The organism is Citrobacter freundii complex sp. 2025EL-00176 (assembly GCF_053309355.1).
Map to the genome: position 1 here is coordinate 1,228,571 of NZ_JBRYHT010000001.1, position 25,541 is coordinate 1,254,111.

General features: G+C 52.4%; 24 protein-coding genes and 2 pseudogenes. 15 read left to right on the forward strand and 11 right to left on the reverse strand.

What is annotated here, in order from left to right; all coding sequences use genetic code 11:
- Nucleotides 1-85: 85 nt before the first annotated feature.
- Nucleotides 86-1,798 carry an alpha,alpha-trehalase gene (locus ACVXHP_RS06015; protein ID WP_447571056.1) on the forward strand — a complete coding sequence of 571 codons (1,713 nt, stop codon included), beginning with the start codon at nt 86-88 and terminating at the stop codon, nt 1,796-1,798.
- 45 nt (nt 1,799-1,843) lie between these two features.
- On the opposite strand, the gene ACVXHP_RS06020 is transcribed toward ACVXHP_RS06015, so the two are convergent.
- Nucleotides 1,844-2,098 (reverse strand): GlsB/YeaQ/YmgE family stress response membrane protein, encoded by a 255-nt coding sequence (locus tag ACVXHP_RS06020; protein ID WP_200006239.1) that lies wholly within the window; start codon nt 2,096-2,098, stop codon nt 1,844-1,846.
- Nucleotides 2,099-2,296: 198 nt separating this feature from the next.
- Between ACVXHP_RS06020 and ycgR the strand changes: the two genes are divergently transcribed.
- Entirely contained in the window at nt 2,297-3,031 is a 735-nt protein-coding gene (ycgR, locus tag ACVXHP_RS06025) for a flagellar brake protein YcgR (protein ID WP_200006238.1), read from the forward strand.
- 11 nt (nt 3,032-3,042) lie between these two features.
- Here the strand turns inward: ycgR and emtA are convergent, their stop codons facing one another.
- On the reverse strand, nt 3,043-3,654 hold the full coding sequence (emtA, locus tag ACVXHP_RS06030; protein ID WP_042307896.1) for a membrane-bound lytic murein transglycosylase EmtA: 612 nt from the start codon (nt 3,652-3,654) through the stop codon (nt 3,043-3,045).
- 98 nt (nt 3,655-3,752) lie between these two features.
- On the opposite strand from emtA, the gene ldcA reads away from it, so the two are divergent.
- Both ldcA and ACVXHP_RS06040 read left to right on the forward strand, forming a co-directional pair.
- Entirely contained in the window at nt 3,753-4,667 is a 915-nt protein-coding gene (gene ldcA / locus ACVXHP_RS06035; RefSeq protein ID WP_447571057.1) for a muramoyltetrapeptide carboxypeptidase, read from the forward strand.
- 97 nt (nt 4,668-4,764) lie between these two features.
- Nucleotides 4,765-6,480 (forward strand): annotated as a pseudogene (locus ACVXHP_RS06040) (potassium/proton antiporter); the annotation flags it as partial.
- Here ACVXHP_RS06040 and ACVXHP_RS06045 read toward each other — a convergent pair.
- The 3 genes and pseudogenes from ACVXHP_RS06045 to ACVXHP_RS06055 all read right to left on the reverse strand — a co-directional run.
- Nucleotides 6,439-6,552: pseudogene (locus tag ACVXHP_RS06045) on the reverse strand (hypothetical protein); the annotation flags it as partial. The pseudogenes ACVXHP_RS06040 and ACVXHP_RS06045 overlap by 42 nt on opposite strands.
- A gap of 45 nt (nt 6,553-6,597) precedes the next feature.
- On the reverse strand, nt 6,598-7,668 hold the full coding sequence (dadX, locus tag ACVXHP_RS06050) for a catabolic alanine racemase DadX (RefSeq protein WP_200006236.1): 1,071 nt from the start codon (nt 7,666-7,668) through the stop codon (nt 6,598-6,600).
- Nucleotides 7,669-7,680: 12 nt separating this feature from the next.
- A complete protein-coding gene (locus ACVXHP_RS06055; RefSeq protein ID WP_316129080.1) occupies nt 7,681-8,979 on the reverse strand; it encodes a D-amino acid dehydrogenase in 1,299 nt (432 codons plus the stop codon).
- Nucleotides 8,980-9,301: 322 nt separating this feature from the next.
- On the opposite strand from ACVXHP_RS06055, the gene ACVXHP_RS06060 reads away from it, so the two are divergent.
- Nucleotides 9,302-10,834, forward strand: coding sequence for a SpoVR family protein (locus ACVXHP_RS06060; RefSeq protein ID WP_006684212.1), 1,533 nt, complete (start codon nt 9,302-9,304; stop codon nt 10,832-10,834).
- A 102-nt stretch (nt 10,835-10,936) separates the two neighbouring features.
- Here the strand turns inward: ACVXHP_RS06060 and fadR are convergent, their stop codons facing one another.
- Nucleotides 10,937-11,656 carry a fatty acid metabolism transcriptional regulator FadR gene (gene fadR, locus ACVXHP_RS06065; RefSeq protein ID WP_038641229.1) on the reverse strand — a complete coding sequence of 240 codons (720 nt, stop codon included), beginning with the start codon at nt 11,654-11,656 and terminating at the stop codon, nt 10,937-10,939.
- Nucleotides 11,657-11,892: 236 nt separating this feature from the next.
- On the opposite strand from fadR, the gene nhaB reads away from it, so the two are divergent.
- From nhaB to ACVXHP_RS06080, 3 genes are all read left to right on the forward strand, one after another.
- Nucleotides 11,893-13,437 carry a Na(+)/H(+) antiporter NhaB gene (gene nhaB, locus ACVXHP_RS06070; RefSeq protein ID WP_304699689.1) on the forward strand — a complete coding sequence of 515 codons (1,545 nt, stop codon included), beginning with the start codon at nt 11,893-11,895 and terminating at the stop codon, nt 13,435-13,437.
- A gap of 141 nt (nt 13,438-13,578) precedes the next feature.
- Nucleotides 13,579-14,109 (forward strand): disulfide bond formation protein DsbB, encoded by a 531-nt coding sequence (gene dsbB / locus ACVXHP_RS06075; RefSeq protein ID WP_042307884.1) that lies wholly within the window; start codon nt 13,579-13,581, stop codon nt 14,107-14,109.
- Between the two features lie 110 nt (nt 14,110-14,219).
- On the forward strand, nt 14,220-14,561 hold the full coding sequence (locus ACVXHP_RS06080) for a DUF1971 domain-containing protein (protein WP_003020940.1): 342 nt from the start codon (nt 14,220-14,222) through the stop codon (nt 14,559-14,561).
- Between the two features lie 29 nt (nt 14,562-14,590).
- Here the strand turns inward: ACVXHP_RS06080 and ACVXHP_RS06085 are convergent, their stop codons facing one another.
- From ACVXHP_RS06085 to ACVXHP_RS06095, 3 genes are all read right to left on the reverse strand, one after another.
- A complete protein-coding gene (locus ACVXHP_RS06085) occupies nt 14,591-15,037 on the reverse strand; it encodes a YcgN family cysteine cluster protein (protein ID WP_447571058.1) in 447 nt (148 codons plus the stop codon).
- Between the two features lie 92 nt (nt 15,038-15,129).
- Nucleotides 15,130-15,789, reverse strand: coding sequence for a fumarylacetoacetate hydrolase family protein (locus ACVXHP_RS06090; RefSeq protein WP_200006176.1), 660 nt, complete (start codon nt 15,787-15,789; stop codon nt 15,130-15,132).
- A gap of 69 nt (nt 15,790-15,858) precedes the next feature.
- The gene (locus ACVXHP_RS06095; protein ID WP_304699811.1) at nt 15,859-16,152 is read right to left on the reverse strand and encodes a YcgL domain-containing protein; all 294 of its coding nucleotides are present in this window, start codon (nt 16,150-16,152) and stop codon (nt 15,859-15,861) included.
- 126 nt (nt 16,153-16,278) lie between these two features.
- On the opposite strand from ACVXHP_RS06095, the gene minC reads away from it, so the two are divergent.
- From minC to minE, 3 genes are read left to right on the forward strand one after another with little or no spacing between them, the layout of a single operon-like run.
- Complete coding sequence (gene minC / locus ACVXHP_RS06100; protein ID WP_200006174.1) at nt 16,279-16,986, forward strand: septum site-determining protein MinC; 708 nt, start codon at nt 16,279-16,281, stop codon at nt 16,984-16,986.
- Between the two features lie 23 nt (nt 16,987-17,009).
- The gene (gene minD / locus ACVXHP_RS06105) at nt 17,010-17,822 is read left to right on the forward strand and encodes a septum site-determining protein MinD (RefSeq protein WP_042307876.1); all 813 of its coding nucleotides are present in this window, start codon (nt 17,010-17,012) and stop codon (nt 17,820-17,822) included.
- A 3-nt stretch (nt 17,823-17,825) separates the two neighbouring features.
- Nucleotides 17,826-18,092: a cell division topological specificity factor MinE gene (gene minE, locus ACVXHP_RS06110; protein WP_003833739.1), complete on the forward strand. Its 267-nt coding sequence runs from the start codon at nt 17,826-17,828 to the stop codon at nt 18,090-18,092.
- An 86-nt stretch (nt 18,093-18,178) separates the two neighbouring features.
- On the opposite strand, the gene ACVXHP_RS06115 is transcribed toward minE, so the two are convergent.
- Complete coding sequence (locus ACVXHP_RS06115; protein ID WP_316129084.1) at nt 18,179-19,096, reverse strand: LysR family transcriptional regulator; 918 nt, start codon at nt 19,094-19,096, stop codon at nt 18,179-18,181.
- Between the two features lie 103 nt (nt 19,097-19,199).
- Here ACVXHP_RS06115 and ACVXHP_RS06120 point away from each other — a divergent pair, with 103 nt between their 5' ends.
- The 4 genes from ACVXHP_RS06120 to ACVXHP_RS06135 all read left to right on the forward strand — a co-directional run bounded on the left by ACVXHP_RS06120 (nt 19,200) and on the right by ACVXHP_RS06135 (nt 24,344).
- On the forward strand, nt 19,200-20,282 hold the full coding sequence (locus tag ACVXHP_RS06120; RefSeq protein WP_304699815.1) for a tartrate dehydrogenase: 1,083 nt from the start codon (nt 19,200-19,202) through the stop codon (nt 20,280-20,282).
- 255 nt (nt 20,283-20,537) lie between these two features.
- A complete protein-coding gene (locus ACVXHP_RS06125; protein ID WP_447571059.1) occupies nt 20,538-22,139 on the forward strand; it encodes a BCCT family transporter in 1,602 nt (533 codons plus the stop codon).
- A 45-nt stretch (nt 22,140-22,184) separates the two neighbouring features.
- On the forward strand, nt 22,185-23,309 hold the full coding sequence (yeaW, locus tag ACVXHP_RS06130) for a carnitine monooxygenase, oxygenase subunit YeaW (protein ID WP_447571060.1): 1,125 nt from the start codon (nt 22,185-22,187) through the stop codon (nt 23,307-23,309).
- A gap of 69 nt (nt 23,310-23,378) precedes the next feature.
- On the forward strand, nt 23,379-24,344 hold the full coding sequence (locus ACVXHP_RS06135) for a PDR/VanB family oxidoreductase (RefSeq protein WP_447571061.1): 966 nt from the start codon (nt 23,379-23,381) through the stop codon (nt 24,342-24,344).
- 49 nt (nt 24,345-24,393) lie between these two features.
- Here the strand turns inward: ACVXHP_RS06135 and rnd are convergent, their stop codons facing one another.
- Nucleotides 24,394-25,509: a ribonuclease D gene (gene rnd / locus ACVXHP_RS06140; protein WP_447571062.1), complete on the reverse strand. Its 1,116-nt coding sequence runs from the start codon at nt 25,507-25,509 to the stop codon at nt 24,394-24,396.
- Between the last annotated feature and the right edge of the window lie 32 nt (nt 25,510-25,541).

A 25,541-nucleotide genomic window follows, 5' to 3' on the forward strand; every position in this document is an offset into this window, starting at 1 on the left:
CGATCACGCGCAACGGTCGATCCTGAACTAAGGTTTTCTCATGGTAAATGCCGCTGCTTCGGCACGCCGCTAAGGAGATTAACCGATGATAACACCAGCAATTCGCCATCCCGGCCTGCTTTCTGTCGCTATAAAACTGACGCTTGCCAGTACCCTTTTTGCCTTTACCTCTTTTACTGTCAATGCGGAGGACACGCCAGCAGCGACACCGCAACCGCCTGATATTCTGCTCGGCCCTCTGTTTAACGATGTACAAACGGCCAAACTTTTCCCTGACCAGAAAACCTTTGCTGACGCGGTTCCCAATAGCGATCCGTTAATGATCCTCGCCGATTACCGAATGCAAAAGAATCAATCTGGATTCGATTTACGTCATTTTGTCGGAGTGAATTTTACCTTACCGAAAGAGGGTGAGAAATACGTCCCCCCTGCCGGGCAATCGCTGCGCGAGCATATTGATGGTCTGTGGCCGGTGCTAACCCGCTCAACAACCGACACTGAAAAATGGGACTCGCTGCTGCCGCTCCCGGAGCCATATGTGGTGCCAGGCGGGCGTTTTCGCGAAATATACTATTGGGATAGCTATTTCACCATGCTGGGGCTTGCCGAAAGCAACCACTGGGACAAGGTCTCCGATATGGTGGCAAACTTCGCTTACGAAATTGATGCCTGGGGACACATTCCAAACGGCAACCGCACCTATTATCTGAGCCGTTCTCAACCACCGTTCTTTGCCTTTATGGTTGAACTACTGGCGCAGCATGACGGGGATGATGCGCTGAAAAAATACCTCCCGCAGATGCTCAAAGAGCACTCCTACTGGATGGAAGGCGTCGAAACGCTCCAGCCCGGTCAGCAGAATAAGCGCGTGGTTAAGCTGGATGACGGCACCATTTTGAACCGCTACTGGGATGACCGCGATACGCCGAGGCCGGAGTCATGGGTGGAGGATATCGCCACTGCTAAAAGTAACCCGAACCGCCCGGCAACCGAAATCTACCGCGACCTGCGTTCCGCCGCCGCGTCCGGCTGGGACTTTAGCTCCCGCTGGATGGATAACCCCAACCAGCTAGGCACCCTGCGTACCACCAGCATCGTGCCGGTGGATCTCAATGCGCTGATGTACAAAATGGAAAAAATGATCGCCCTCGCCAGTAAAGCCGCCGGTGATGATGCCAAAGCTGCTCAATATGACGGTTTTGCCGATGCCCGACAAAAAGGGATCGAAAAGCACCTGTGGAACGACAAAGAGGGTTGGTATGCCGACTACGATCTGAAGAGCCGCAAAGTACGTAACCAACTCACTGCCGCCGCCCTGTTCCCGCTGTATGTCAATGCAGCGGCAAAAGATCGCGCCAGTAAGGTTGCCGCGGCAACCCAGGCGCATCTGCTGCAGCCCGGCGGTCTTGCTACTACTTCGGTAAAAAGCGGCCAGCAATGGGATGCGCCAAACGGCTGGGCCCCGCTCCAGTGGGTCGCGGCATCAGGGTTACAGAATTACGGTCAGGATAACGTCGCCATGGACGTCACCTGGCGATTTCTCACCAACGTGCAGCACACTTACGATCGCGAGAAAAAGCTGGTTGAAAAGTATGACGTGAGTACCACAGGCACTGGCGGTGGCGGCGGTGAATATCCGTTGCAGGATGGGTTCGGCTGGACCAACGGCGTAACCCTGAAAATGCTCGACCTGATTTGCGCCAAAGAAAAACCGTGTGACAGCGTCCCCGCAACTCGTCCGGCTCCGACAGGGGCAGCATCAACTGAGTCTCAAAAGCAGACGCAACCGACGCCATAACGAACTTTATATTACAAAGAAACGGCCCCCGCGGGGGCCGCTCACTCAATCTCGTCGCACAAGCCGGAAGATACCCAGCACAACAATCGCGCCGACCACGGCCACCAGGAAGCTGTGGAGATTAAATCCGCTGACATCGCCGCCGATGCCAAACATCGTTGCCAGCCATCCACCGACAACAGCACCGACCACACCGAGAATACAGGTCAGGATAAACCCACCGCCATCACGCCCCGGCATAATCATTTTAGCGATAACACCTGCAATCAGACCAAAAACAATCCAGGCAATAATTCCCATTTTCAGGCCCTCTTTCCAGTAAATGCGCGCAAGTTATTCCCGCGCCAGTGCATTAAGTATAGGCAAGCTGTTGGATGACGCTTTTCCATACAGACTTAATTCATTGGCTTTGGTAAAAAATTTCATTCATTTGTCTTAAGTTCCGTCGTTTGATGCCGATAATCCAACGATAAACCAGGCATCCAGGAGTCATTAGGTGTGAGCAACTACAATGAGCAGTTCCTGAAGCAAAATCCGTTAGCGGTGTTAGGTGTACTCAGGGACTTAAATTCACAGCAGGTTCCGCTGCGTATCTCCTGGTCAGGTGGCCAGTTCATCAGCAAAATACTGTCGGTCAGCCCGGACGAACTGATCATGGATTTTGGCAGCCAGGAATATGAAAACCAGGCCGTGCAGCGGGCCAGCCAGATCTCAATTATTGCCGAAACGCAGGGCGCCAAAGTGGAATTCACCCTGCCGCAGCTTAAAAAAGGCGAGTATCAGCGACTACCGGCATTTATTTCATCGTTGCCGCCTTCCCTGTGGTTCGTCCAGCGTCGGGAATATTTCCGTATCGGTGCGCCGCTGCATCCCCCCTATCGCTGCGCGGCAAAGATGCCGGACAACAGCATTCTGCATTTTCGCCTGTTCGATTTGTCTCTCGGCGGCATGGGTGGACTGTTAGAAACGGCAAAGCCAGAGGGACTGGTAGAAGGCATGCGCTTCTCACAGGTTGAACTGAACATGGAGCAATGGGGTGTATATCACGTTGACGCTCAGCTCATTTCCATTAGCGAGCGCAAAGTTATCGACAGCAAAAACGAAACCATTACCACTCCCCGCCTGAGCTTTCGTTTTCTCAACGTCGGCCCGGCGGTGGAGCGGAATTTACAGCGGATTATTTTTTCCCTTGAACGCGAAGCCCGGGAAAAAGCAAACAAGGTGCGCGATTAACATCACCTGAATTACATCGCATCCAGCGCTTGTTGAAGCTTCCAGATATAGCGCGGGGCCTGCGGCGCCGGATGATTATCAGCCACATAATCGATAAATTCATCCGGACTGAGATCGTTGATCTTATTGATGGCTTTTTTCCTGTCGGAGGAGAACGTTCGCAGTAGCGCGCCCGCCCCGTTGGCGTACGACACCACCACCGCATATTGCATTACCTGCGGATCTTCAATTCCGGCCAGCGGTCCGGTCTCAAGAATACTCAGGTAGGCGGCGCCCATCGAAATATTACGCTCAGGATTTTTCAGCTCGCTGGTCGACGGCTCTCCGCTCCATCCCATGCGACGGTAAACATCGCGTCCTGACGTAGACGCTTTTAGCTGCATCAGACCAATCGCATTCGATTTACTGACCGCATTCGGATTTCCGCCAGACTCAATGGCGATGATAGCGGTAATCAATTGTGGACTGACCCCCCAGGCCGCGCCGGCTTTTTCACTGATCGGCATCCATTGCATTGCGCGTTTGACCGGAACTTCAGCATTCCATGGCGGATTTTTGTAATCCTGTTTTGAACTACAGCCCGCAAGTAATACAACCAAAAAAGCAAACCATCTCAATTTCACGTCATCTATCCTTATAGCCGGAACCTGTCGCTGAGGTGACAACGACATACCTACGCGGCATGATATACATTTGGTTTTAGTTGTAGCAAGGAAATGCCATGTCCCGGTTTCACTTAATTGCCCCTTCGGGCTACTGTATCAACCAGCAGGCCGCATTACGTGGGCTTGCGCGGCTTACTGAGGCCGGTCACCAGGTCGACAATTCGGCGGTCATTGCGCGCCGCTGCCAGCGTTTTTCGGGCACCGAAGCAGAGCGTCTGGCTGATGTGAACTCACTCGTTAATCTGCAAACGCCCGACACCATTGTGATGGCGGTACGCGGCGGCTATGGCGCCAGCCGTTTACTGGAAGGGATCGACTGGCAGGGGCTGGCTGCCCGTCAGCAACAGAACCCGCTGTTGCTTTGCGGGCACAGTGATTTTACGGCGATTCAGTGCGGTTTGCTGGCGCAAGGGAATGTGATTACCTTCAGCGGCCCAATGCTGGCGGCTAACTTCGGCGCCGAAGAGATGAACGCGTTTACCGAGCACCATTTCTGGCAGGCTTTGCGTCATCCCCAATTTACCCTCGAATGGCAGAGTAACGGCCCGGCGTGTGCGACCGAAGGTACGCTATGGGGCGGAAATCTGGCGATGATCATTTCGCTGATGGGAACGCCGTGGATGCCCGCTATCGAAAACGGTGTGTTGGTGCTGGAAGACATTAATGAGCACCCATTCCGTATTGAACGCATGCTACTACAGCTATACCACGCTGGAATACTGGCCCGGCAGAACGCCATTATTCTGGGCAGTTTTAGCGGCAGTGCGCCCAATGGCTATGACGACGGTTACAGCCTTGATTCGGTTTGCGCTTTTCTCCGCGCCAGATTGTCAGTTCCGTTAATCAGCGGTCTCGATTTTGGTCATGAACAACGCACCGTCACCCTGCCTTTGGGGGCGAATGCGATGCTGAAAAACGATAAAAATGGCGCTCAGCTCACTATAAATGGTCATCCGGTACTTAAATCGTAAAAAAAGCGGCCAACAGGGCTAAGTAAAACGCTGTTTCTGTCGTTATTATGTTAGGGTTTGTTAATACGAAACAGCGTAATTCAGGAGTAAACGAACGTTGGATGCCGCAGCAATTATTAGCCTTTTTATTTTGGGTTCCGTTCTCGTCACCTGCAGTATCTTACTCAGTTCATTCTCATCACGTCTTGGCATCCCTATTCTGGTGATATTTCTCGCTATCGGGATGTTAGCGGGTGTGGACGGTGTCGGCGGAATTCCTTTTGACAACTACCCTTTTGCCTACATGGTGAGTAACCTGGCGCTGGCGGTTATCCTGCTCGACGGCGGCATGCGTACCCAGGCCAGCTCTTTTCGCGTCGCGCTGGGTCCGGCGTTATCGCTGGCGACCGTCGGGGTACTGATTACCTCCGGACTTACCGGCATGATGGCCGCATGGTTGTTTAATCTGGATCTCATTGAGGGACTATTGATTGGCGCGATAGTCGGTTCCACCGACGCGGCGGCGGTCTTTTCCCTGCTTGGCGGTAAGGGGCTTAACGAACGTGTTGGCTCCACGCTGGAAATTGAATCCGGGAGTAATGACCCGATGGCGGTTTTTTTGACTATCACGCTTATCGCCATGATCCAAAACCACGAGACCGGTTTAAGCTGGATGTTCGCGGTGCATATTCTCCAGCAGTTTGGCTTAGGGATTGTGCTGGGCCTCGGCGGCGGCTACCTGCTGCAGCAAATGATTAACCGCATTTCGTTGCCTGCCGGGCTATATCCGTTACTGGCCTTAAGCGGCGGGATCCTCATTTTTGCCCTGACTACCGCGCTGGAAGGCAGCGGTATTCTGGCGGTTTATCTGTGTGGTTTCCTGCTGGGTAATCGCCCGATCCGCAACCGATTTGGTATCCTGCAAAACTTCGATGGCCTTGCCTGGCTGGCGCAAATCGCTATGTTCCTGGTGCTGGGGCTACTGGTCACGCCGTCCGACCTGCTACCTATCGCAATTCCGGCGCTAATTTTGTCCGCGTGGATGATTTTCGTGGCTCGTCCGCTGTCGGTCTTCGCCGGACTGCTGCCGTTCCGTGGCTTCAATCTGCGCGAGCGTATTTTTATCAGTTGGGTGGGCTTGCGCGGCGCGGTGCCGATCATCCTTGCCGTCTTCCCGATGATGGCGGGCCTGGAGAATGCGCGTCTGTTCTTTAATGTGGCGTTCTTCGTGGTTCTGATCTCCCTGCTGTTTCAGGGAACGTCGCTTTCCTGGGCGGCCAAAAAAGCCAAAGTGGTGGTTCCTCCGGTCGGCTGGCCCGTTTCACGAATTGGTCTGGATATTCACCCGGATAACCCCTGGGAGCAGTTTGTTTATCAGCTCAGCGCGGATAAGTGGTGTGTGGGAGCCGCATTGCGCGATCTGCATATGCCGGAAGAAACGCGAATTGCCGCCCTGTTTCGTGACAATGTCTTGTTTCATCCGTCGGGCAGCACGCGCCTGCGTGAAGGTGACGTGTTGTGCGTCATTGGTCGCGAGCGCGATCTCCCCGCTCTCGGCAAGCTATTCAGCCAGTCGCCACCGGTATCGTTAGACCAGCGCTTCTTTGGCGATTTTATTCTCGAAGCCAGTGCAAAATATGCCGACGTGGCGCTGATATATGGCCTCGACGATGGCACAGAGTATCGCGATAAACAGCAAACGCTGGGTGAAATCGTTCAGCACCTGTTAGGCGCCGCGCCGGTCGTTGGTGACCAGGTTGAATTTGCTGGCATGATCTGGACGGTGGCAGAGAAAGAAGATAATGCAGTGCTCAAAGTCGGGGTTCGTGTTGCTGAAGACGAGGATGAGTAACAGAGCTGTTTTTGCCGGGTAGCGGCTGCGCCTTACCCGGCATACAAAATGCACCGACTCTCCAGGCCTGAAAGCTGCGCGCTATCAGGCCCTCTAAAGTTACACCGTCACAACCGGTACGCGCAGCGCCAGCGAACACATCAGTTCATAGCCCACCGTACCCGCAGCAGCGGCCACATCGTCGATTTTAATCTCTTTACCCCACAGCTCTACCGGCGTGCCGATCCCCGCCTGAGGACATGGCGTCAGGTCAACCGCCAGCATATCCATTGATACCGTTCCGACCGTTTTAGTGCGCACACCGTCCACCAACACTGGCGTGCCGCTCGGCGCATGGCGCGGGTAACCGTCCGCATAGCCGGTTGCCACAATACCGATGCGTTGGTCGCCGCTGGAGGTATAACGCCCGCCGTAACCGACCCGATCGCCGGCTTTGAGCGTTTGTATGCCGATAATTTCGCTGCTTAACGTCATCACAGGTTTCAGCCCCGTATTGGCGATGTCTCGCCATTGTCCCGACGGCGAAGCTCCGTACAAAATGATGCCAGGGCGAACCCAATCATAATGCGCTTCAGGATGCCACAGCGTTGCAGCCGAATTGGACAGCGATCGTCTGCACTCCAATCCTTCTGTTGCCTGCGCAATACGCGTCATCGCGTCCTGAATGCCATCCGGGTGTTCTGCATCTGCGAAGTGCGACATCAGCGTCATTTCACCGACGTTGGGCATTGCCCGCAGCTGTTGCCAGACCGTGGAAACTCTGTCCGGTAAGAAACCCAGCCGGTTCATGCCGCTGTTCACCTTCAGATAAACATCAAGCGGTGCGTTCAGGCGCGCATTCTGCAATGCTTTTAGCTGCCAGTTACTATGCACACACGTTGTCAGACGATATTTGTCATAAACCGTCAGATCCTCGGCGTGGAAAAAACCCTCCAGCATTAATATCGGGCCTTTCCATCCCCGCTCGCGCAGAGTTATCGCCTCTTCAAGATTGAGCATGGCAAAACCGTCGGTTGTGCCCAGCGCATTCCATACTCGTTCAATGCCGTGCCCGTAGGCATTGGCTTTCACTACCGACCAGACGCGGGCGTCCGGTGCGGCCTGGCGCGTAATGGCCAGATTTTGTTTCAACGCCTGCAGGTCAATGCTGGCCAGTATCGGGCGGGTCATCTCTCGTCCTTATCAGTTATGTGCGCCGTGTAAATGCCGTGGACGAGAGGGGGTAAACCCCGGACTGTAACGCGCCACGCTCAAATCGTCGTAAGGAATGGCTGGGGTACGACCAGACAAAATATCACTCAGCAACTGACCGGATCCACAGGCCATGGTCCAGCCCAGCGTGCCATGACCGGTATTGAGCAGCAGATTCTTAAAGCGGGTTCGTCCCACGACCGGCGTACCGTCCGGGGTCATCGGACGCAGTCCGGTCCAGAATGTGGCTTGCTCCACATGGCCGCCGCGCGGGAAAAGATCGCGTACAACCATCTCCAGCGTTTCGCGGCGAGGCTGCAGCAATTCGGTATTGAAGCCAACAATCTCCGCCATGCCGCCAACGCGAATACGATTATCAAAGCGGGTTATGGCGATCTTGTAGGTTTCATCAAGGATAGTAGAAACCGGTGCCCCGTCATCCTGCGCCACCGGAATGGTTAAGGAATAACCTTTCAGCGGATAGACCGGAATATCAACAATCCCTTTGAGCATTGCCGTGGAGTAAGAACCAAACGCCATCACATAAGCATCGGCTTTAATGATTTCATCCCCACACTGGACGCCATATATTTGCTCACCTTCGCTGAGCAGCTTATCGACCGGCGTGTTAAAGCGGAACTTAACGCCCGCCTGCTCGGCCATCTGCGCCAGGCGCTGGGTAAACAGCTGGCAATCACCGGTTTCGTCGTTTGGTAAACGCAAACCGCCGGTCAGCTTGTGCGCGACTTCCGCCAGCGCCGGTTCAACTTCCGCCAGGCGGCTTGCTTCCAGCAACTGATACGGCACGCCCGCGTCTTCGAGCACGGCGATATCGCGGGTAGCGTTCTCATACTGTTGAGCAGTACGGAACAGCTGTAACGTTCCGCCCTGACGTCCTTCATACTCAATACCGGTAGAGGCGCGCAGCGCTTTCAGACAATCACGGCTGTATTCCGCCAGCCGCACCATGCGACCTTTGTTTTCCATGTAGTGGCTGGTGTCGCAGTTGCGCAGCATTTGCCACATCCATTTCAACTGGAACTGGGTCCCGTCGAGACGGACGGCCAGCGGGGCATGGCGCTGAAACATCCATTTAATTGCTTTAAGCGGTACGCCTGGCGCCGCCCATGGTGCTGCATAACCTGGAGAGATTTGTCCGGCGTTTGCCGCACTGGTTTCCAGTGCCGGACCGGGCTCACGATCAATGACGGTGACATCGTGTCCAGCCTGACTTAAGTACCAGGCGCTGGTCACGCCAACGACACCACTTCCCAGTATGACAACTCGCATAGCCACTCCGTTAACAGTAAAAGAACAATCATCTAATTACATCTTGATAACTCAGTTGAAAATATTATTCAACATATGGCTTTTTTATGGTGACTTATCTCACATATAGCGGTGATTGCAGGGAACTCCCTGCTTTGGAATCTCATGCTGTGCGTTATTTTTATCCAGCATAAAATTTTGCGGACACGCCTTTTTTCCACGCCTCGCTATCGTGAAATCGCAAAGAAAAAATTTCTGCCACAGCACGTTTTTTAACACCATGATCTATGCTTGAAATGAGGTACTCCAGACAGAGAGTGCCGCCAACAATGAGGGTGCGCGAATGGCTACGATTGATTCCATGAACAAGGACAGCACACGGTTAAGCGATGGACCCGACTGGACGTTTGATCTGCTGGATGTCTATCTGGCGGAAATAGACCGCGTGGCGAAACTCTACAGACTGGATACCTACCCGCACCAAATCGAGGTGATCACCTCCGAACAGATGATGGATGCCTACTCCAGCGTCGGGATGCCAATTAACTATCCGCACTGGTCGTTTGGTAAGAAGTTCATTGAAACCGAGCGCTTGTATAAGCATGGTCAGCAGGGGCTGGCCTATGAAATCGTCATTAACTCCAATCCGTGTATTGCGTATCTGATGGAGGAGAACACCATCACCATGCAGGCGCTGGTAATGGCGCACGCCTGCTACGGACATAACTCCTTCTTCAAAAATAACTACCTGTTCCGTAGCTGGACGGATGCCAGTTCCATTGTCGACTATCTGATCTTCGCGCGAAACTACATTACCCAGTGTGAAGAGCGTTACGGCGTGGATGAAGTGGAAAAACTCCTCGACTCTTGCCATGCGCTGATGAACTACGGTGTGGACCGTTACAAACGACCACAAAAAATCTCGCTACAGGAAGAGAAAGCCCGGCAGAAAAGCCGTGAAGAGTATCTGCAAAGCCAGGTGAATATGCTGTGGCGCACGCTGCCGAAGAAAGAGGAAGAGAAAACCATTTCCGAAGCGCGGCGATATCCTTCTGAGCCGCAAGAAAACCTGCTGTATTTTATGGAAAAAAACGCGCCGCTACTGGAGTCCTGGCAGCGTGAGGTCTTACGCATCGTGCGCAAGGTCAGCCAGTATTTTTATCCGCAGAAACAGACGCAGGTGATGAACGAAGGCTGGGCCACCTTCTGGCATTACACCATCCTCAACCACCTTTATGATGAAGGTAAAGTTACCGAGCGTTTTATGCTGGAGTTTCTGCATAGCCATACCAACGTGGTATTCCAACCACCGTACAATAGTCCGTGGTATAGCGGGATAAATCCTTACGCGCTGGGCTTTGCGATGTTCCAGGATATCAAGCGTATCTGTCAGTCCCCCACCGAGGAAGACAGGTACTGGTTCCCGGATATTGCCGGTTCCGACTGGCTGGAAACGCTGCATTTCGCGATGCGCGATTTTAAAGATGAGAGCTTTATCAGTCAGTTCCTGTCACCAAAAGTGATGCGCGATTTCCGCCTGTTCACCGTGCTGGATGACGATCGCCACAATTACCTGGAGATTTCCGCTATCCATAATGAGGAAGGGTATCGTGAAATTCGTAGCCGACTGTCGTCGCAATATAACCTCAGCAACCTGGAGCCGAATATTCAAATCTGGAATGTCGATCTGCGTGGCGACCGTTCGCTCACCTTGCGCTATATTCCGCATAACCGCGCCCCGCTGGATAAAGGCCGCAAAGAGGTGCTGAAACATGTGCACCGGTTATGGGGTTTTGATGTGATGCTGGAGCAGCAGAATGAAGATGGCAGCGTGGAGTTGCTGGAGCGTTGCCCGCCGAGGATGAACGGTCTGTAAATCTTATTGCCGGAGGCGGTGTAAACACCTTATCCGGCCTACGAAGTGGACGTATTCCATGCCGGATAAGACGCTCTGGCGTCGCCATCCGGCATGGCGCGTTTAGCGTCCCTGAATAGCTAAATCGCCCGGCAGGTTCTTCTGCATACGATGCCAAATCTCGCCGCTGTCGTGACCGTAGCGGCGCACCGTTTCATAAACCTGCTCATGAGCACCCTGCTCGCACAGTTCTGACAGCTTACGATAGAAGCTCAGCGCCAGACCACGCGCTTCTGGATTGGCAAAATAATGACGACCAATGCGCGTATATAACCCTTTCATTCCGTTGAGGATCAGACCGTAAATGGGATTACCGGACGCAAATGCCAGACCGCGGAAAATGTTGTAGTCCAGATCGGCGAACGCATCAGCATGGTCAGCTACCTGATTTGCTGTCGCCAATACCTCCTGCGCTTTGTCAGGATGCTGGCGAAACGCGGTGCGGATAAAGATGGTTGAAATGTTGGTACGCACAGACAGCAGATTATCGATCAACTGCGGTACGCTCTCGTGATCGAGGCGCGCCAGCGTTTCAAGAATATTCAGCCCGGAGGTTTCCCAGAAGTTATTCACCTTCGTCGGTTTGCCGTGTTGAATGGTCAACCAGCCATCCCGCGCCAGACGCTGTAATACTTCGCGCAACGTAGTACGTGTCACTCCGATCAGTTCAGAGAGTTCACGTTCAGCGGGCAAAATAGTGCCAGGTGGGAAGCGGTTATTCCAGATACTCTCAATGATGTACTCTTCCGCGAACCCCGCCGGGCTTTGCGCCTTAATGACCATAGTAATAATTCCATTACACAGCAAAACATAGTTACAGTTATCATACCAGACGGGTTTCATAGCTGATAGCTGACGAAATGAAGAAAAAGTGGATCAAGGCTTCATTTTCCAGATAACGCTGATGCACACTCACCCTTGCCATTCACGTGAAGAGCTTGCCTGTGCTCCCTCCTCCCGCTAAGCTTTGCGGTCAAACATAAAAACATGATTTCATTTTTAAAGGTAGGGAAATCACCATGGAGCTATCATGGAGCCGCGCTATGTGGCGAAATTTTTTAGGCCAGTCGCCAGACTGGTATAAACTTGCACTGCTCATCTTCTTAGTCGTTAACCCGATTATTTTTTTCATCAATCCCTTTATTGCTGGCTGGTTGTTGGTAGCCGAGTTCATTTTTACGCTGGCAATGGCGCTAAAATGTTATCCGCTGCTGCCGGGCGGGCTGTTGGCCATCGAAGCCGTCATCATTGGCATGACCAGCGCCGCACATGTGCGTGAAGAAGTTGCCGCCAACCTTGAGGTGTTATTGCTGCTGATGTTTATGGTGGCGGGCATCTACTTTATGAAGCAACTGCTGTTGTTTATTTTCACCCGTCTTCTGCTCAGCATTCGTTCCAAATCACTGCTTTCGCTCTCCTTTTGTATTGCTGCCGCCTTCCTCTCCGCGTTTCTTGACGCGTTGACCGTCGTTGCCGTGGTAATAAGCGTAGCGGTCGGTTTTTATGGCATCTACCATCGCGTAGCCTCTTCCCGCGGGGAAGATAACAATATGCTCGATGACAGCCATATCGATCAGCACAATAAGGTCGTTCTGGAGCAGTTCCGTGGTTTTCTGCGTAGCCTGATGATGCACGCAGGCGTTGGTACGGCGTTAGGCGGCGTAATGACCATGGTTGGCGAACCGCAAAACCTAATTATCGCCAAAGCGGCTGGCTGGCACTTTGGCGACTTCTTTCTGCGCATGTCTCCCGTCACCGTTCCGGTACTGATTTGCGGTCTGCTAACCTGCGTGCTGGTTGAGAAATTACGTTGGTTTGGCTATGGCGAAACGTTGCCGGAGAGCGTCCGGGACGTCCTGCAACAATATGACGATCAGAGCCGTCAGCAGCGAACCCGTCAGGACAAAATCAAACTGATTATTCAGGCGATAATCGGCGTCTGGCTGGTGGTCGCCCTGGCACTGCATCTGGCGGAAGTGGGATTAATTGGTCTGTCAGTGATCATACTGGCAACGTCGTTGACCGGCGTCACCGACGAACATGCTATTGGCAAAGCATTTACCGAGTCGCTGCCCTTCACCGCCCTGCTGACCGTGTTCTTCTCCGTTGTCGCGGTTATCATCGATCAGCAGCTCTTTTCGCCGATTATTCAGTTCGTTTTACAAGCCTCTGAACACGCGCAATTAACGCTGTTCTATCTGTTTAACGGCCTGCTGTCGTCTATTTCTGATAACGTCTTTGTCGGCACTATCTACATCAACGAAGCCAAAGCGGCCCTGGAACACGGAACCATCAGCCTTAATCAGTATGAGCTGTTAGCAGTGGCGATTAACACCGGGACCAACCTGCCTTCCGTGGCCACACCCAACGGTCAGGCGGCGTTCCTGTTTCTGCTGACCTCCGCACTGGCGCCATTGATTCGCCTCTCTTATGGTCGCATGGTATGGATGGCTCTGCCTTATACCCTCGTCCTGACGCTCGTCGGGTTGCTTTGCGTGGAGTTCACGCTTGTTCCAATGACCGAATGGATGACCCAGTCGGGCTGGTTAGCTACACTTTCATAACAATTAACCGGGCAAATCACTGCCCGGTTTGACTTTTTGCATGATAATTATCCGATTACGCAAATTTTCAATTCCCGCTAGTGGCGCATAAATTGAATTGGTTTAAACTGCGGTCTCTACGCATGTTGCAGGGAAATTATTATGTTGCGATTTTTAAACCAGTGTTCCCGTGGTCGCGGAGCATGGTTATTGTTGGCGTTTACCGCCTTTGCGCTGGAACTCGTCGCGCTGTGGTTCCAGCACGTCATGCTGCTAAAACCTTGCGTGTTGTGTATTTATGAACGTAGCGCATTATTTGGCGTGATGGGTGCGGGACTGGTGGGTGCTATCGCCCCAAAAACACCGCTGCGCTATGTGGCGATGGTTATCTGGATTTACAGCGCCTGGCGCGGACTTCAGTTAGCGTATGAGCACACTATGATCCAGCTTCACCCGTCACCATTTATGACCTGCGATTTTGCCGCGCGCTTTCCGAGCTGGTTACCGCTGGATAAATGGCTGCCGCAGGTGTTTGTGGCATCCGGTGACTGCGCTGAACGTCAGTGGTCGTTTTTAACCCTCGAAATGCCGCAGTGGCTGCTAGGGATCTTTGCCGCATATCTTGTTGTGGCAATACTGGTCGTCATAGCACAACCATTTAAACCGAAAAAACGTGACCTTTTCGGTCGCTAACAGAAACGCTCTTTCGGGAGCGTTTTTTTTGGCCTAAATTCATTGCCTGCAGGCATCTATAAGATGTATATTAAATGCATCTTATAGATGCCACACGAAGGAGATGTCTTATGTCCCATTTACGCATCCCGGCAAACTGGAAAGTTAAACGCTCTACTCCCTTCTTTACGAAAGACAATGTCCCTGCGGCACTGCTCTCCCACCACAACACCGCTGCGGGGGTGTTTGGACAGCTCTGCGTGATGGAAGGAACGGTGACGTATTATGGCTTTGCCAATGAAGACGCAAAAGAACCCGAAGTGAAAGTGGTGATTAATGCCGGTCAGTTCGCGACCAGTCCACCACAATACTGGCATCGCGTTGAATTAAGCGACGATGCGCAATTCAACATTAATTTCTGGGTTGAAGACGACAACCACGGAGATGAGATGTATCAGGCGAAGAAATCTTAACTCTTAACGCCTGCAAATCGATGGGCGGCTCAGTCCGCCCATGAAGGCTTGTTCAAAATATGATCCTGCCAGTCACGCACTTCTGATTCTTTCACCGCAATATGACGTACCGAAATACGTTCGCCATGCATTGCCGCTTTCGACCCAGTGAGCAACGGATGCCATTCTGGCAACCCTTTTCCTTCCGCCAGCAAACGATAAGCACAGGTCACCGGCAACCATTCAAAGGTAGGTAGATTATCACGCGTTAGCTTGATGCAGTCCGGCTCGTATTCGAATCGACGTTCGTAGTTACGGCACTGACAGGTTTTAATATTGAGCTGCTTACAGGCGACGTTGGTAAAATAGATTTCGTCGGTGTCTTCATCCATCAGCTTATGCAGGCAGCATTGACCACACCCATCACATAATGACTCCCACTCGGCATCGGTCATTTCATCAAGGGTTTTACTTTGCCAGAAAGGTATGTCGCTCATCAGGGTATCCGCTATCGTCATAAAGCTGCACCTTATAACCAGTCTGGCACGCTGATGCAAGTTTTGCCGCCCAAAAAGGCGGCAAGCAGAGATTACAGCACGCGGGTGGTCAGCGTTTGTCCATGGAAACTGATAGCCAGTTCATCACCACTGCTTAACGGCCCAACGCCTGCTGGCGTACCCGTCAGCACCACATCGCCCGCTTTGAGCGTAAAGAAACGGCTCATATAGGCAATCAAAGGAACAATGGGATGGATCATATCTGCCGTTGAGCCGTGCTGGCGCGTTTCGCCGTTTACCGTCAGGCCGAGCATCGTATCCTGCGGATCACCATCAAATTCCGCCACCGGGATAAATCCTGACAGCGGACAAGAGTTATCAAAGCCCTTCGCTTTTTCCCACGGCTGTCCGGCTTTCTTCATTTTCCCCTGAATATCGCGCAGGGTCAGATCCAGCGCTACGCCATAGCCCGCGATGGCTTTACGCACATGTTCTTCTGTCGCCTGGCGTAAGGTTGCGCCAATCAGTACAGCCAGCTCAACCTCATGGTGAACCGACCCCATATCGGATGGGATCACCAGCGGCTGGCGCAAATCACACAGCGCAGTTTCCGGTTTTATAAACAGTACCGGCTCTTCCGGGGGAGTTCCCCCCATCTCTTTTATATGGTTGGCATAGTTACTGCCTACACAAACCACCTTACTCACCGGATAATCCAGCAGAGCACCATGCCAGTTGTGATGTTGATACATTACTTTCCCCTAACGTAGTCATAGATTTCAGGTACTGCATCGATGGAACGTGCTGCTGCCGGATGCAGTTTAACGTTTAGCGTCTGATGTATTTTGTTTGGTCACTGCCAGATGTTGTTTGAGTAAATCTTCTGGCGGTGGCGGTATTTGTAAATAATAGCCCTGCTCGGTTAGCGCCTGTTTTACTTTTTCAAGATCGGCATTAACCAGTTTTTTTCGGCCATCAAGCGGCAGCATCATTGCCAGCGTTGGCTGACCAAATCCTTTCATCAGTTCTTCAGGAACTCGCGAGAAATCGTCTTTTTTTTCGACATATAAATAAGTCTGGTCACGTTTGCTGCTTCGGTAGATCACACAAAACATATCTTTTACTCTGAATTCACGGAATGGTGGCTTGCCTCAATATAATACTGACTATAACATGCCTTATAGTCTTCGGAATATCACCCCGCGCTGGGGATGATAAATAGCAAATTGAGTAAGGCCAGGATGTCAAACACGCCAATCGAGCTTAAAGGCAGTAGCTTCACCTTATCAGTGGTTCATTTACATGAAGCAGAACCCGAGGTTATTCGTCAGGCGTTGGAAGACAAAATCGCGCAGGCACCTGCATTTTTAAAACATGCGCCCGTGGTGGTTAACGTGAGTGGTCTTGAAAGCCCGGTAAACTGGCCGGCGCTGCAGGAAGTTGTCGCGTCTACCGGCTTGCGCATTATTGGCGTTAGCGGGTGCAAAGATGCCCGATTAAAGGCTGAAATTGACGAAATGGGACTTCCTTTACTGACTGAAGGTAAAGAAAAAGCGATTCGTCCCGCGCCTGTTGAGGCTCCGGCTCCCGTCCCGCCGCCGCAAAACGTTACTCCCGTCACAAAAACACGATTAATAAATGTACCGGTTCGTTCCGGTCAGCGCATTTATGCTCCACAATGTGATCTGATTGTTACAAGCCACGTCAGTGCAGGCGCAGAGCTTATCGCTGATGGCAATATTCATGTTTATGGGATGATGAGAGGGCGTGCGCTCGCAGGCGCAAGCGGTGACCGGGAAGCGCAAATTTTTTGTACCCATCTGACGGCAGAACTGGTGTCTATCGCAGGTGTTTATTGGCTGAGTGATAAAATCCCAGCAGAATTTTATGGCAAAGCGGCACGTCTGCAATTAGCAGAGAACGCTTTGACAGTTCAACCGTTGAATTGATCCCTTTTTAACAAGGAATTTCTATGGCACGCATTATTGTTGTTACTTCGGGTAAAGGGGGCGTTGGCAAAACCACCTCCAGCGCGGCCATCGCTACAGGTTTGGCCCAGAAGGGAAAGAAAACTGTCGTTATTGATTTTGATATCGGCCTGCGTAACCTTGATCTGATTATGGGTTGTGAACGCCGCGTCGTTTACGACTTCGTCAACGTTATTCAGGGCGATGCGTCGTTAAATCAGGCGTTAATCAAAGATAAGCGTACCGAGAATCTCTTTATTCTTCCGGCCTCACAGACCCGCGATAAAGACGCGCTGACGCGTGAAGGCGTCGCAAAAGTTCTGGACGATCTGAAAGCGATGGATTTTGACTTCATCGTCTGCGATTCCCCGGCGGGTATCGAAACCGGCGCGCTGATGGCCCTGTATTTTGCTGATGAAGCTATTATCACCACTAACCCGGAAGTCTCTTCCGTACGTGACTCTGACCGTATTCTGGGTATTCTGGCGTCAAAATCCCGTCGCGCAGAAAACAGTGAAGAGCCGATTAAAGAGCATCTGTTGCTTACGCGCTACAACCCTGGCCGCGTAAATAAAGGTGACATGCTGAGCATGGAAGACGTACTGGAAATTCTGCGAATCAAGCTGGTTGGCGTGATTCCTGAAGATCAGTCAGTCCTGCGCGCGTCTAACCAGGGTGAGCCGGTTATTCTCGACATCAATGCTGATGCCGGTAAAGCCTATGCTGATACCGTAGACCGTCTGTTGGGAGAAGAACGTCCTTTCCGCTTCATTGAAGAAGAGAAGAAAGGTTTCCTCAAACGCCTGTTCGGAGGATAAGTTATGGCATTACTGGATTTTTTTCTCTCGCGGAAAAAGAGCACAGCGAACATCGCTAAAGAGCGACTGCAGATTATTGTTGCGGAACGTCGTCGTAGTGACGCCGAGCCACATTATTTACCGCAGCTGAGGAAGGATATTCTCGACGTTATCTGCAAGTATGTACAAATTGATCCAGAAATGGTCACCGTACAGCTTGAACAAAAAGACGGCGATATTTCGATCCTCGAGCTCAACGTGACATTACCGGAAGCAGAAGAGTCTAAATAACCTTTTGTGTGAATACGTCATGGTTGCAAAAAAGGCAGATTATTCTGCCTTTTTTAATTTTAGTCCTTTGCCAATCTGCAAGGCATTTATTCCAAAGTAAACTTCGGGTAGTTTTCGGCAAAATAGCGGCGCAAATACTCAACGGTAATACGGATTTTGGCCGACGTCGCCAGGCGTGAAACATAAACCGCCCAAATATTTGCTGGTTGATAATACTCGGGCAATATGTGTATCAGATGTCCGCTGGCAATGTTGCCACAGACATCCCACCACGAACGCAGAGCGATTCCCTGGCCGTCAAGACACCATTGATGCACCACTTCGCCATGATTAGACGACAGAGGTCCGGTGACTTTAATTGAGTGAGTCCCCTCTTTATTGCGCATTTGCCAGATACCAAACGGATGGTCACGCTCTTTAATGACCAGACAGGGAAAAGTCGAGAGATCGTTGAGCTGCTTCGGCATTCCATGCTGCGCCACAAACTCCGGCGAGGCGCAAAGAATGCGATAGTTAGTCGCCAGTTTACGGGCAATCAGATTGGGTGCGATATCATCCCCAATACGAATATCGAGATCGACGCCCTCATTCACCAGATCCACCAGGCGGTCTTCAACATCGAACCTCAGCTCAAGCTGCGGGTATTCTTTCGCCAGCGCAGACAACGCAGGAGCCACTACCCGGCGGCCAAAACCAAAGCTGCTGATAATACGTAACATCCCTTGCGGGATCTGCCTGACATCGGACAGTTCGTCCATCATCTGATCAACATCCTGCAGGATCCGCTGCGCCCATTCGTATATCCGTTCCCCCTCTTCCGTGATGGTCACCCGCCGTGTAGTCCGGTGTAACAGCACCACGTTCAGCGTCTGCTCCAGCATGGCTACACGCTTACTGATATAAGCCGGTGATACACCCAATTCTTCGGCAACGGCAGCAAAACCCGCGCGACGCGCAACCAGCATAAAGACGCGCAAATCATTTAACAGCGGCAGATTATTCATGATCTGTGTTTTATGTTTCACCAGTTAGGGGGATTAACTACCGTTCAGTCAATTATAGGATGAGGGGAAAGTCAATTTTGATGGCGTACAAGTGAGAGCTGCTATGAAGAAAACCTGTCGTATTGCCGCTATCCCCGGAGATGGCATTGGTAAAGAAGTCCTGCCTGAAGGCATTCATGTGTTACAGGCAGCCGCCGAGCGCTGGGGTCTGTCGCTCAGTTTTGAACAAATGGAGTGGGCCAGTTGCGAATACTATGCACATCACGGCAAGATGATGCCGGATGACTGGCGTGAACAGCTGCAATCCTTCGATGCTATCTATTTTGGCGCCGTTGGCTGGCCGGACACCGTCCCGGACCACATCTCACTATGGGGTTCGCTGCTTAAGTTTCGCCGCGAATTCGACCAGTACGTTAACCTGCGCCCGGTGCGACTGTTCCCCGGCGTCCCTTGTCCGCTGGCGGGCAAACAGCCGGGTGACATTGATTTCTACGTCGTGCGTGAGAACACCGAGGGAGAGTACTCTTCCCTCGGCGGACGCGTGAGCGAAGGTACCGAACACGAGATGGTGATCCAGGAATCGGTCTTCACTCGTCGTGGTGTCGACCGTATATTGCGTTACGCCTTTGAACTGGCACAAAGCCGCTCGCGCAAAACGCTAACCTCAGCGACTAAATCAAACGGTCTTGCCATCAGCATGCCCTACTGGGATGAGCGCGTCGAAGCGATGGCGGCTAACTATCCCGAGATCCGCTGGGATAAACAGCATATTGATATTCTCTGCGCCCGCTTTGTGATGCAGCCAGAACGTTTTGACGTCGTGGTGGCTTCCAATCTGTTTGGCGATATTCTCTCCGATCTTGGTCCGGCCTGTACCGGTACAATTGGCATTGCGCCATCAGCCAACTTAAACCCGGAACGCACTTTCCCGTCCCTGTTCGAGCCAGTACACGGTTCAGCCCCTGATATCTACGGCAAGAACATCGCCAACCCTATTGCCACTATCTGGGCTGGCGCGATGATGCTCGACTTCCTTGGCAACGGTGATGCCAACTATAAGGCCGCCCACGACGGCATTCTGGCGGCAATTGAGCAAGTTATTGCCAGCGGCCCGAAAACGCCAGACATGAAAGGTAACGCCACCACACAACAAGTGGGTGAGGCCATCAGTCGGGCATTGTCTTAGAGGTCAAACCATGAAATATGAGCCGCGTCACTGACGCGGTTTTTTTATGCGTTTCGTAAGCCAAATAACCTGCGCCAATTCACCTTTTATTATTTCCGTTCCGTGTTTTATTGCTTCACGCATCCGGCAATTGTTTAATTCATGTGAAGAACAAATAATAAAATTGTTAAATACAAGATAAGTCATTTTCCCCCTACAGCATGATAACAATGACAGGCTAATGCCATACGCGGGCAACTGTGCCCAGGAGATCCCATGTTGAGCAACGTAAAGAAAAAAGACGTGCCGCTGATAGCCATCAGCCTGGTGGCGATTCTTTTTATCGCCGCCACACTTAGTCTCTTCCCTCAGCAGTCTGCACAAGTCGCAAATACCATTTTTAACGGCGTCACCCGTATGCTGGGTTCAGCCGTGCAAATTCTGGTTCTTATGGCCATGGGGCTGGTGGTCTGGCTGGCCACCAGCAAATACGGCAATATTCGTCTGGGAGAAGGTAAAGCGGAATACAGTACGCTGTCCTGGCTGTTTATGTTTATATGCGCCGGGTTAGGCTCTTCCACCCTCTACTGGGGCGTTGCTGAGTGGGCCTATTATTACCAGACACCGGGCCTGAATATTGCGCCCCACTCGCAAAAGGCGTTGGAATTCAGTCTGCCCTACTCCTTTTTCCATTGGGGTATTAGCGCATGGGCGACTTACACGCTGGCTTCATTAACCATGGCCTACCACTTCCATGTGCGTAAAAACAAAGGGCTGAGCCTGTCCGGGATTATTGCCGCTATCACCGGCGTGCATCAGCAGGGCGTCTGGGGTCGCCTGGTAGACTTGATGTTTTTGATCGCCACCGTTGGCGCATTAACCATCTCCCTGGTGGTCACCGCCGCAACCTTTACCCGCGGTTTGTCGGCTCTGACAGGTTTGCCGGATAACTTTATGGTGCAGGCGTTTGTGATCCTGTTCTCTGGCGGCATTTTTTGCCTCAGCTCATGGATTGGTATCAACAATGGTTTGCAACGTTTGAGCAAAATGGTCGGCTGGGGAGCATTTTTACTGCCGCTACTGGTGCTGATCGTCGGCCCGACCGAGTTCATCACTAATAACATCATCAACGCCATTGGCCTGACGACGCAAAACTTTTTGCAGATGAGTCTGTTCACCGACCCGCTCGGCAACGGTGAATTCACCCGTAACTGGACGGTGTTCTACTGGCTATGGTGGATTTCCTACACCCCGGGCGTGGCGATGTTTGTCACACGCGTATCCCGCGGTCGCAAGATTAAAGAGGTGATTTGGGCCCTGATCCTCGGCAGCACCGTCGGCTGTTGGTTCTTCTTCGGCGTAATGGAAAGCTACTCCATTCATCAGTTTGTGAACGGCGTGATAGATGTCCCGCAGATCATGGCGACGCTTGGCGGTGAGACTGCCGTACAGCAAGTTTTGATGTCGTTGCCTGCCGGGAAACTATTCCTGGTGGCATATCTGGCGATCATGATTATATTCCTCGCCTCGCACATGGATGCCGTCGCCTACACTATGGCGGCCACCAGTACGCGCAACCTGCAAGAAGGGGAAGATCCTGAGCGCAGCTTACGTCTGTTCTGGTGCGTGGTCATCACACTGATCCCATTATCGATTTTATTCACCGGCGCCTCACTGGAAACCATGAAGACCACGGTCGTTCTGACCGCGCTTCCCTTCCTCGCCATTTTGTTGGTGAAAGTAGGTGGTTTTCTTCGCTGGGTACGCCAGGACTATGCCCACGTTCCTGCGCACCAAATTGAAGGTCATCTACCCGAAACACCACTTAACGCCCCCATTGCGCCACCGGCCGGGACATTACTCAAAGGCGATAATTAAGCGCCAGTACATAAATCCTCTTACTCACAAATTAAAGGTAATCCAATGAGCAATCTGAACCCTGAGTTTATTCTGCCGCAAAATTTTTGTGCCAATCCGCAGGATGCCTGGACTATTCCGGCGCGGTTTTATACTAACCAGCAGGCTTTCGAGCATGAACAAGAGAACGTGTTTGCGAAAAGCTGGATTTGCGTGGCCCACAGTAGCGAACTGGCAAAACCCAATGACTATGTTACCCGGGAAGTGATTGGCGAAAACATTGTACTGGTTCGCGGTCGCGATAACGTGCTGAGAGCTTTCTACAACGTCTGCCCACATCGCGGTCATCAGCTACTGAGTGGCGAAGGGAAAGCAAAAAATGTGATTACCTGTCCTTATCATGCATGGGCATTCAAACTTGACGGCAATCTGGCGCACGCGCGTAACTGCGAGAACGTTGCCAACTTCGACAGCGAAAAAGCCCACCTGACGCCAGTACGTCTGGAAGAGTATGCAGGATTCGTGTTTATCAACATGGACCCGAACGCGGGCAGTGTGGAAGAACAGCTCCCCGGTCTTGCAGATAAGGTTATCGAAGCCTGCCCTGACGTACACGAACTGAAACTGGCGGCACGCTTTACTACCCGCACCCCGGCCAACTGGAAGAATATCGTCGATAACTATCTGGAATGCTACCACTGCGGACCAGCGCATCCCGGCTTTTCCGACTCGGTACAGGTTGACCGTTACTGGCACACCATGCATGGCAACTGGACATTGCAATACGGTTTCGCCAAACCCTCTGAGCAGTCATTTAAGTTCGAAGATGGTGTTGATGCCGCCTTCCACGGTTTCTGGCTGTGGCCGTGCACCATGCTTAACGTGACGCCAATCAAAGGCATGATGACCGTTATCTACGAATTCCCGGTGGATGCGGAAACCACGCTGCAAAATTACGACATCTACTTCACTAACGAAGAGTTGACCGAAGAGCAGAAAGAACTGATCGAATGGTATCGCAACGTCTTCCGTCCAGAAGATTTACGTCTGGTTGAAAGCGTACAAAAAGGGCTGAAATCACGCGGCTATCGCGGCCAGGGACGCATTATGGCGGACACCAGCGGCAGTGGTATTTCTGAGCATGGCATTGCCCATTTCCATAATCTGGTCGCTCAGGTATTTCAGGAATAACCCGGGGTTGTAACGACAGGTCCGGTGCGGAGGACTTCGCGCCGGACAGATTCTTTTGGGAGTGCTGCAATGTCTGATTATCAAATGCGAGAAGTCCGGATCAGCCGGATTGAGACGATTACCGCGCAGGTAAAACGCTTCACCTTAACGGCAGCTTCAGGCGAGTCGCTGCCTGCATTTCAGGGGGGCAGCCATATTATTGTACAGATGCGCGATGGCGAGAATATCTACAGTAATGCCTACTCGTTGATGAGTTCACCGCTGGATACCAGCACATATCAAATAGCCGTAAGGCTGGAGGAAGGATCCAAAGGTGGCTCACGGTACCTGCACCAGAATGTGAAGCCAGGCGACACGATCACGATTTCCACACCAAACAACCTCTTTGCCCTCGCGCCTCAGGCACAAAAACATCTGTTGATTGCCGGAGGGATTGGCATCACGCCTTTTTTATCGCAGCTCCCGGAGCTGGAACAATCTCAGGCACAATGGCAATTGCATTACTGCGCCCCCAGCCAGGAGAGCTGTGCATTTTTTAGCGAACTCTTACAACACCACAGCGCCGATCACATTCACCTGCATCTGTCGAGCGAGGGAACTCGCCTTGATATAACGCGTCTGCTGGCCGATGTGGAACCCGGCACGCATATCTACACCTGCGGCCCTGCGGCGCTCAACTATGCCGTCAGAGAAGCGGCTACCCGCCACGGGCTAAGCAGCGAAATACTCCATTTCGAACAATTTGCCGCGGAAGATAAAAGCGGTGATGCCTTCACCCTGGTACTGGCGCGTTCAGGACGTGAGTTTGTCGTCCCGGAAGAGATGACCATTTTGCAGGTTATCGAAAATAACAAAGCCGCGCGGGTTGAGTGCCTGTGCCGGGAAGGCGTTTGCGGCACCTGTGAAACGACTATTCTGGAAGGAGAGGCAGATCACCGCGATCAGTATTTCAGCGACGACGAAAAAGCCAGCCAGCAGAGTATGCTCATTTGCTGTTCGCGCGCCAAAGGGAAACGCCTGGTTCTGGATTTGTAGCTTGTAGCAGGCCGGGTCAGCAATAGCGCGACCCGGCAAGTCTGGTGACTTACTGCGGATACTCCAACAGCAGCGCGTTGAGACGTTCGGCCATCAGTTCGCCACGCCAGCCGGAAATCAGCTCAGGCAGGGATTGCTGCGGCTTTAATTTCCAGTGCCAGTTGAGCAACTGGTTGATCTGGCGGCGTGAAGCCAGCAGCTCGACGCTGAGATTGTGCTCCGCACTGACTTCGGCAACCAGCGCTTTAATGGCTTTGAACGCCTTGCGGTAGCCTGGCATATCCATCAAATTCAGGAGCGGTTGCGGCAGCGATGCTTCCGGTAAAGCCTGCGCTTTCTCGACAAGGGAAATCAGCGTCTTGCCGTGGAAGCGAATTTCGCTGCCGGAAAGACCCAGGCTGTCCAGTTCGCCCAGACTGCCCGGCATATAACGCGCCACCGCCCATAAATGTTCTTCACGCACCACGAAGTTTACCGCCAGATCGCGCTCGCGCGCTTTACGCAGTCGCCAGTCGGCAAGCAGTTGCAGACAGGCCAACTGACGGGTACGCAGTTGCCAGGCGTTGGTGATCTCGCGCCAGGCATCCTCGGGCGCCAGAATCTCCTGGCGACGCTGCTGCATTAAGCGACATTCGTCCAGCGCGGCGGGCAGCCAGCCGCTGGCTTCGGTTTCGGCCATCAGCGTTGTGGTGATCGGTAACAAATACCAGACGTCAGCCGCCGCGTATTCACACTGACGCTCGGTCAGCGGCCTGGCCAGCCAGTCGGTACGGGATTCGCTTTTGTCCAACGCCACGCCGGTAAACTCTTCCACCATCGCGGCAAAACCCCACGACAGCGGACGACCGCAAAAAGCGGCGAGTATTTGTGTGTCAATCAACGGCTGCGGGAGTTCACCGAAGGCATTGAGAAACACCTCCAGATCTTCACTACCGGCATGCAGAAACTTGGTTATCGCCGTGTCACGCAAAATATCGCGTAGTGGTGACCAGTCAGTGATCCCCTGTGGGTCAATCAGAGCAACGTGTTTGCCATCAAACAGCTGAATCAGCCCCAACTGCGGGTAATAGGTACGTGTGCGAACAAATTCGGTATCCAGGGCTATCGCCGGAAATTCACGGACGGCTTCGCACAGCGTGGCCAACGCGTCGTCCGTAGTGATCATTTGATAATTCAAATCGTGCTCTCTTAGGTTTA

Coding starts and splice junctions, on each gene's coding strand:
- minE (WP_003833739.1), top strand. CDS start 17,826: ATGGCATTACTGGATTTTTTTCTCTCGCGGAAAAAGAGCACAGCGAAC.
- ACVXHP_RS06020 (WP_200006239.1), bottom strand. CDS start 2,098: ATGGGAATTATTGCCTGGATTGTTTTTGGTCTGATTGCAGGTGTTATC.
- ACVXHP_RS06055 (WP_316129080.1), bottom strand. CDS start 8,979: ATGCGAGTTGTCATACTGGGAAGTGGTGTCGTTGGCGTGACCAGCGCC.
- ACVXHP_RS06120 (WP_304699815.1), top strand. CDS start 19,200: ATGAAGAAAACCTGTCGTATTGCCGCTATCCCCGGAGATGGCATTGGT.
- ACVXHP_RS06085 (WP_447571058.1), bottom strand. CDS start 15,037: ATGAGCGACATACCTTTCTGGCAAAGTAAAACCCTTGATGAAATGACC.
- ACVXHP_RS06060 (WP_006684212.1), top strand. CDS start 9,302: ATGGCTACGATTGATTCCATGAACAAGGACAGCACACGGTTAAGCGAT.
- dadX (WP_200006236.1), bottom strand. CDS start 7,668: ATGACCCGCCCGATACTGGCCAGCATTGACCTGCAGGCGTTGAAACAA.
- ldcA (WP_447571057.1), top strand. CDS start 3,753: ATGTCCCGGTTTCACTTAATTGCCCCTTCGGGCTACTGTATCAACCAG.
- ACVXHP_RS06015 (WP_447571056.1), top strand. CDS start 86: ATGATAACACCAGCAATTCGCCATCCCGGCCTGCTTTCTGTCGCTATA.
- ACVXHP_RS06080 (WP_003020940.1), top strand. CDS start 14,220: ATGTCCCATTTACGCATCCCGGCAAACTGGAAAGTTAAACGCTCTACT.
- dsbB (WP_042307884.1), top strand. CDS start 13,579: ATGTTGCGATTTTTAAACCAGTGTTCCCGTGGTCGCGGAGCATGGTTA.
- ACVXHP_RS06135 (WP_447571061.1), top strand. CDS start 23,379: ATGTCTGATTATCAAATGCGAGAAGTCCGGATCAGCCGGATTGAGACG.
- ACVXHP_RS06125 (WP_447571059.1), top strand. CDS start 20,538: ATGTTGAGCAACGTAAAGAAAAAAGACGTGCCGCTGATAGCCATCAGC.
- minC (WP_200006174.1), top strand. CDS start 16,279: ATGTCAAACACGCCAATCGAGCTTAAAGGCAGTAGCTTCACCTTATCA.
- yeaW (WP_447571060.1), top strand. CDS start 22,185: ATGAGCAATCTGAACCCTGAGTTTATTCTGCCGCAAAATTTTTGTGCC.
- ACVXHP_RS06090 (WP_200006176.1), bottom strand. CDS start 15,789: ATGTATCAACATCACAACTGGCATGGTGCTCTGCTGGATTATCCGGTG.
- fadR (WP_038641229.1), bottom strand. CDS start 11,656: ATGGTCATTAAGGCGCAAAGCCCGGCGGGGTTCGCGGAAGAGTACATC.
- minD (WP_042307876.1), top strand. CDS start 17,010: ATGGCACGCATTATTGTTGTTACTTCGGGTAAAGGGGGCGTTGGCAAA.
- rnd (WP_447571062.1), bottom strand. CDS start 25,509: ATGATCACTACGGACGACGCGTTGGCCACGCTGTGCGAAGCCGTCCGT.
- ACVXHP_RS06115 (WP_316129084.1), bottom strand. CDS start 19,096: ATGAATAATCTGCCGCTGTTAAATGATTTGCGCGTCTTTATGCTGGTT.
- ACVXHP_RS06095 (WP_304699811.1), bottom strand. CDS start 16,152: ATGTTTTGTGTGATCTACCGAAGCAGCAAACGTGACCAGACTTATTTA.
- nhaB (WP_304699689.1), top strand. CDS start 11,893: ATGGAGCTATCATGGAGCCGCGCTATGTGGCGAAATTTTTTAGGCCAG.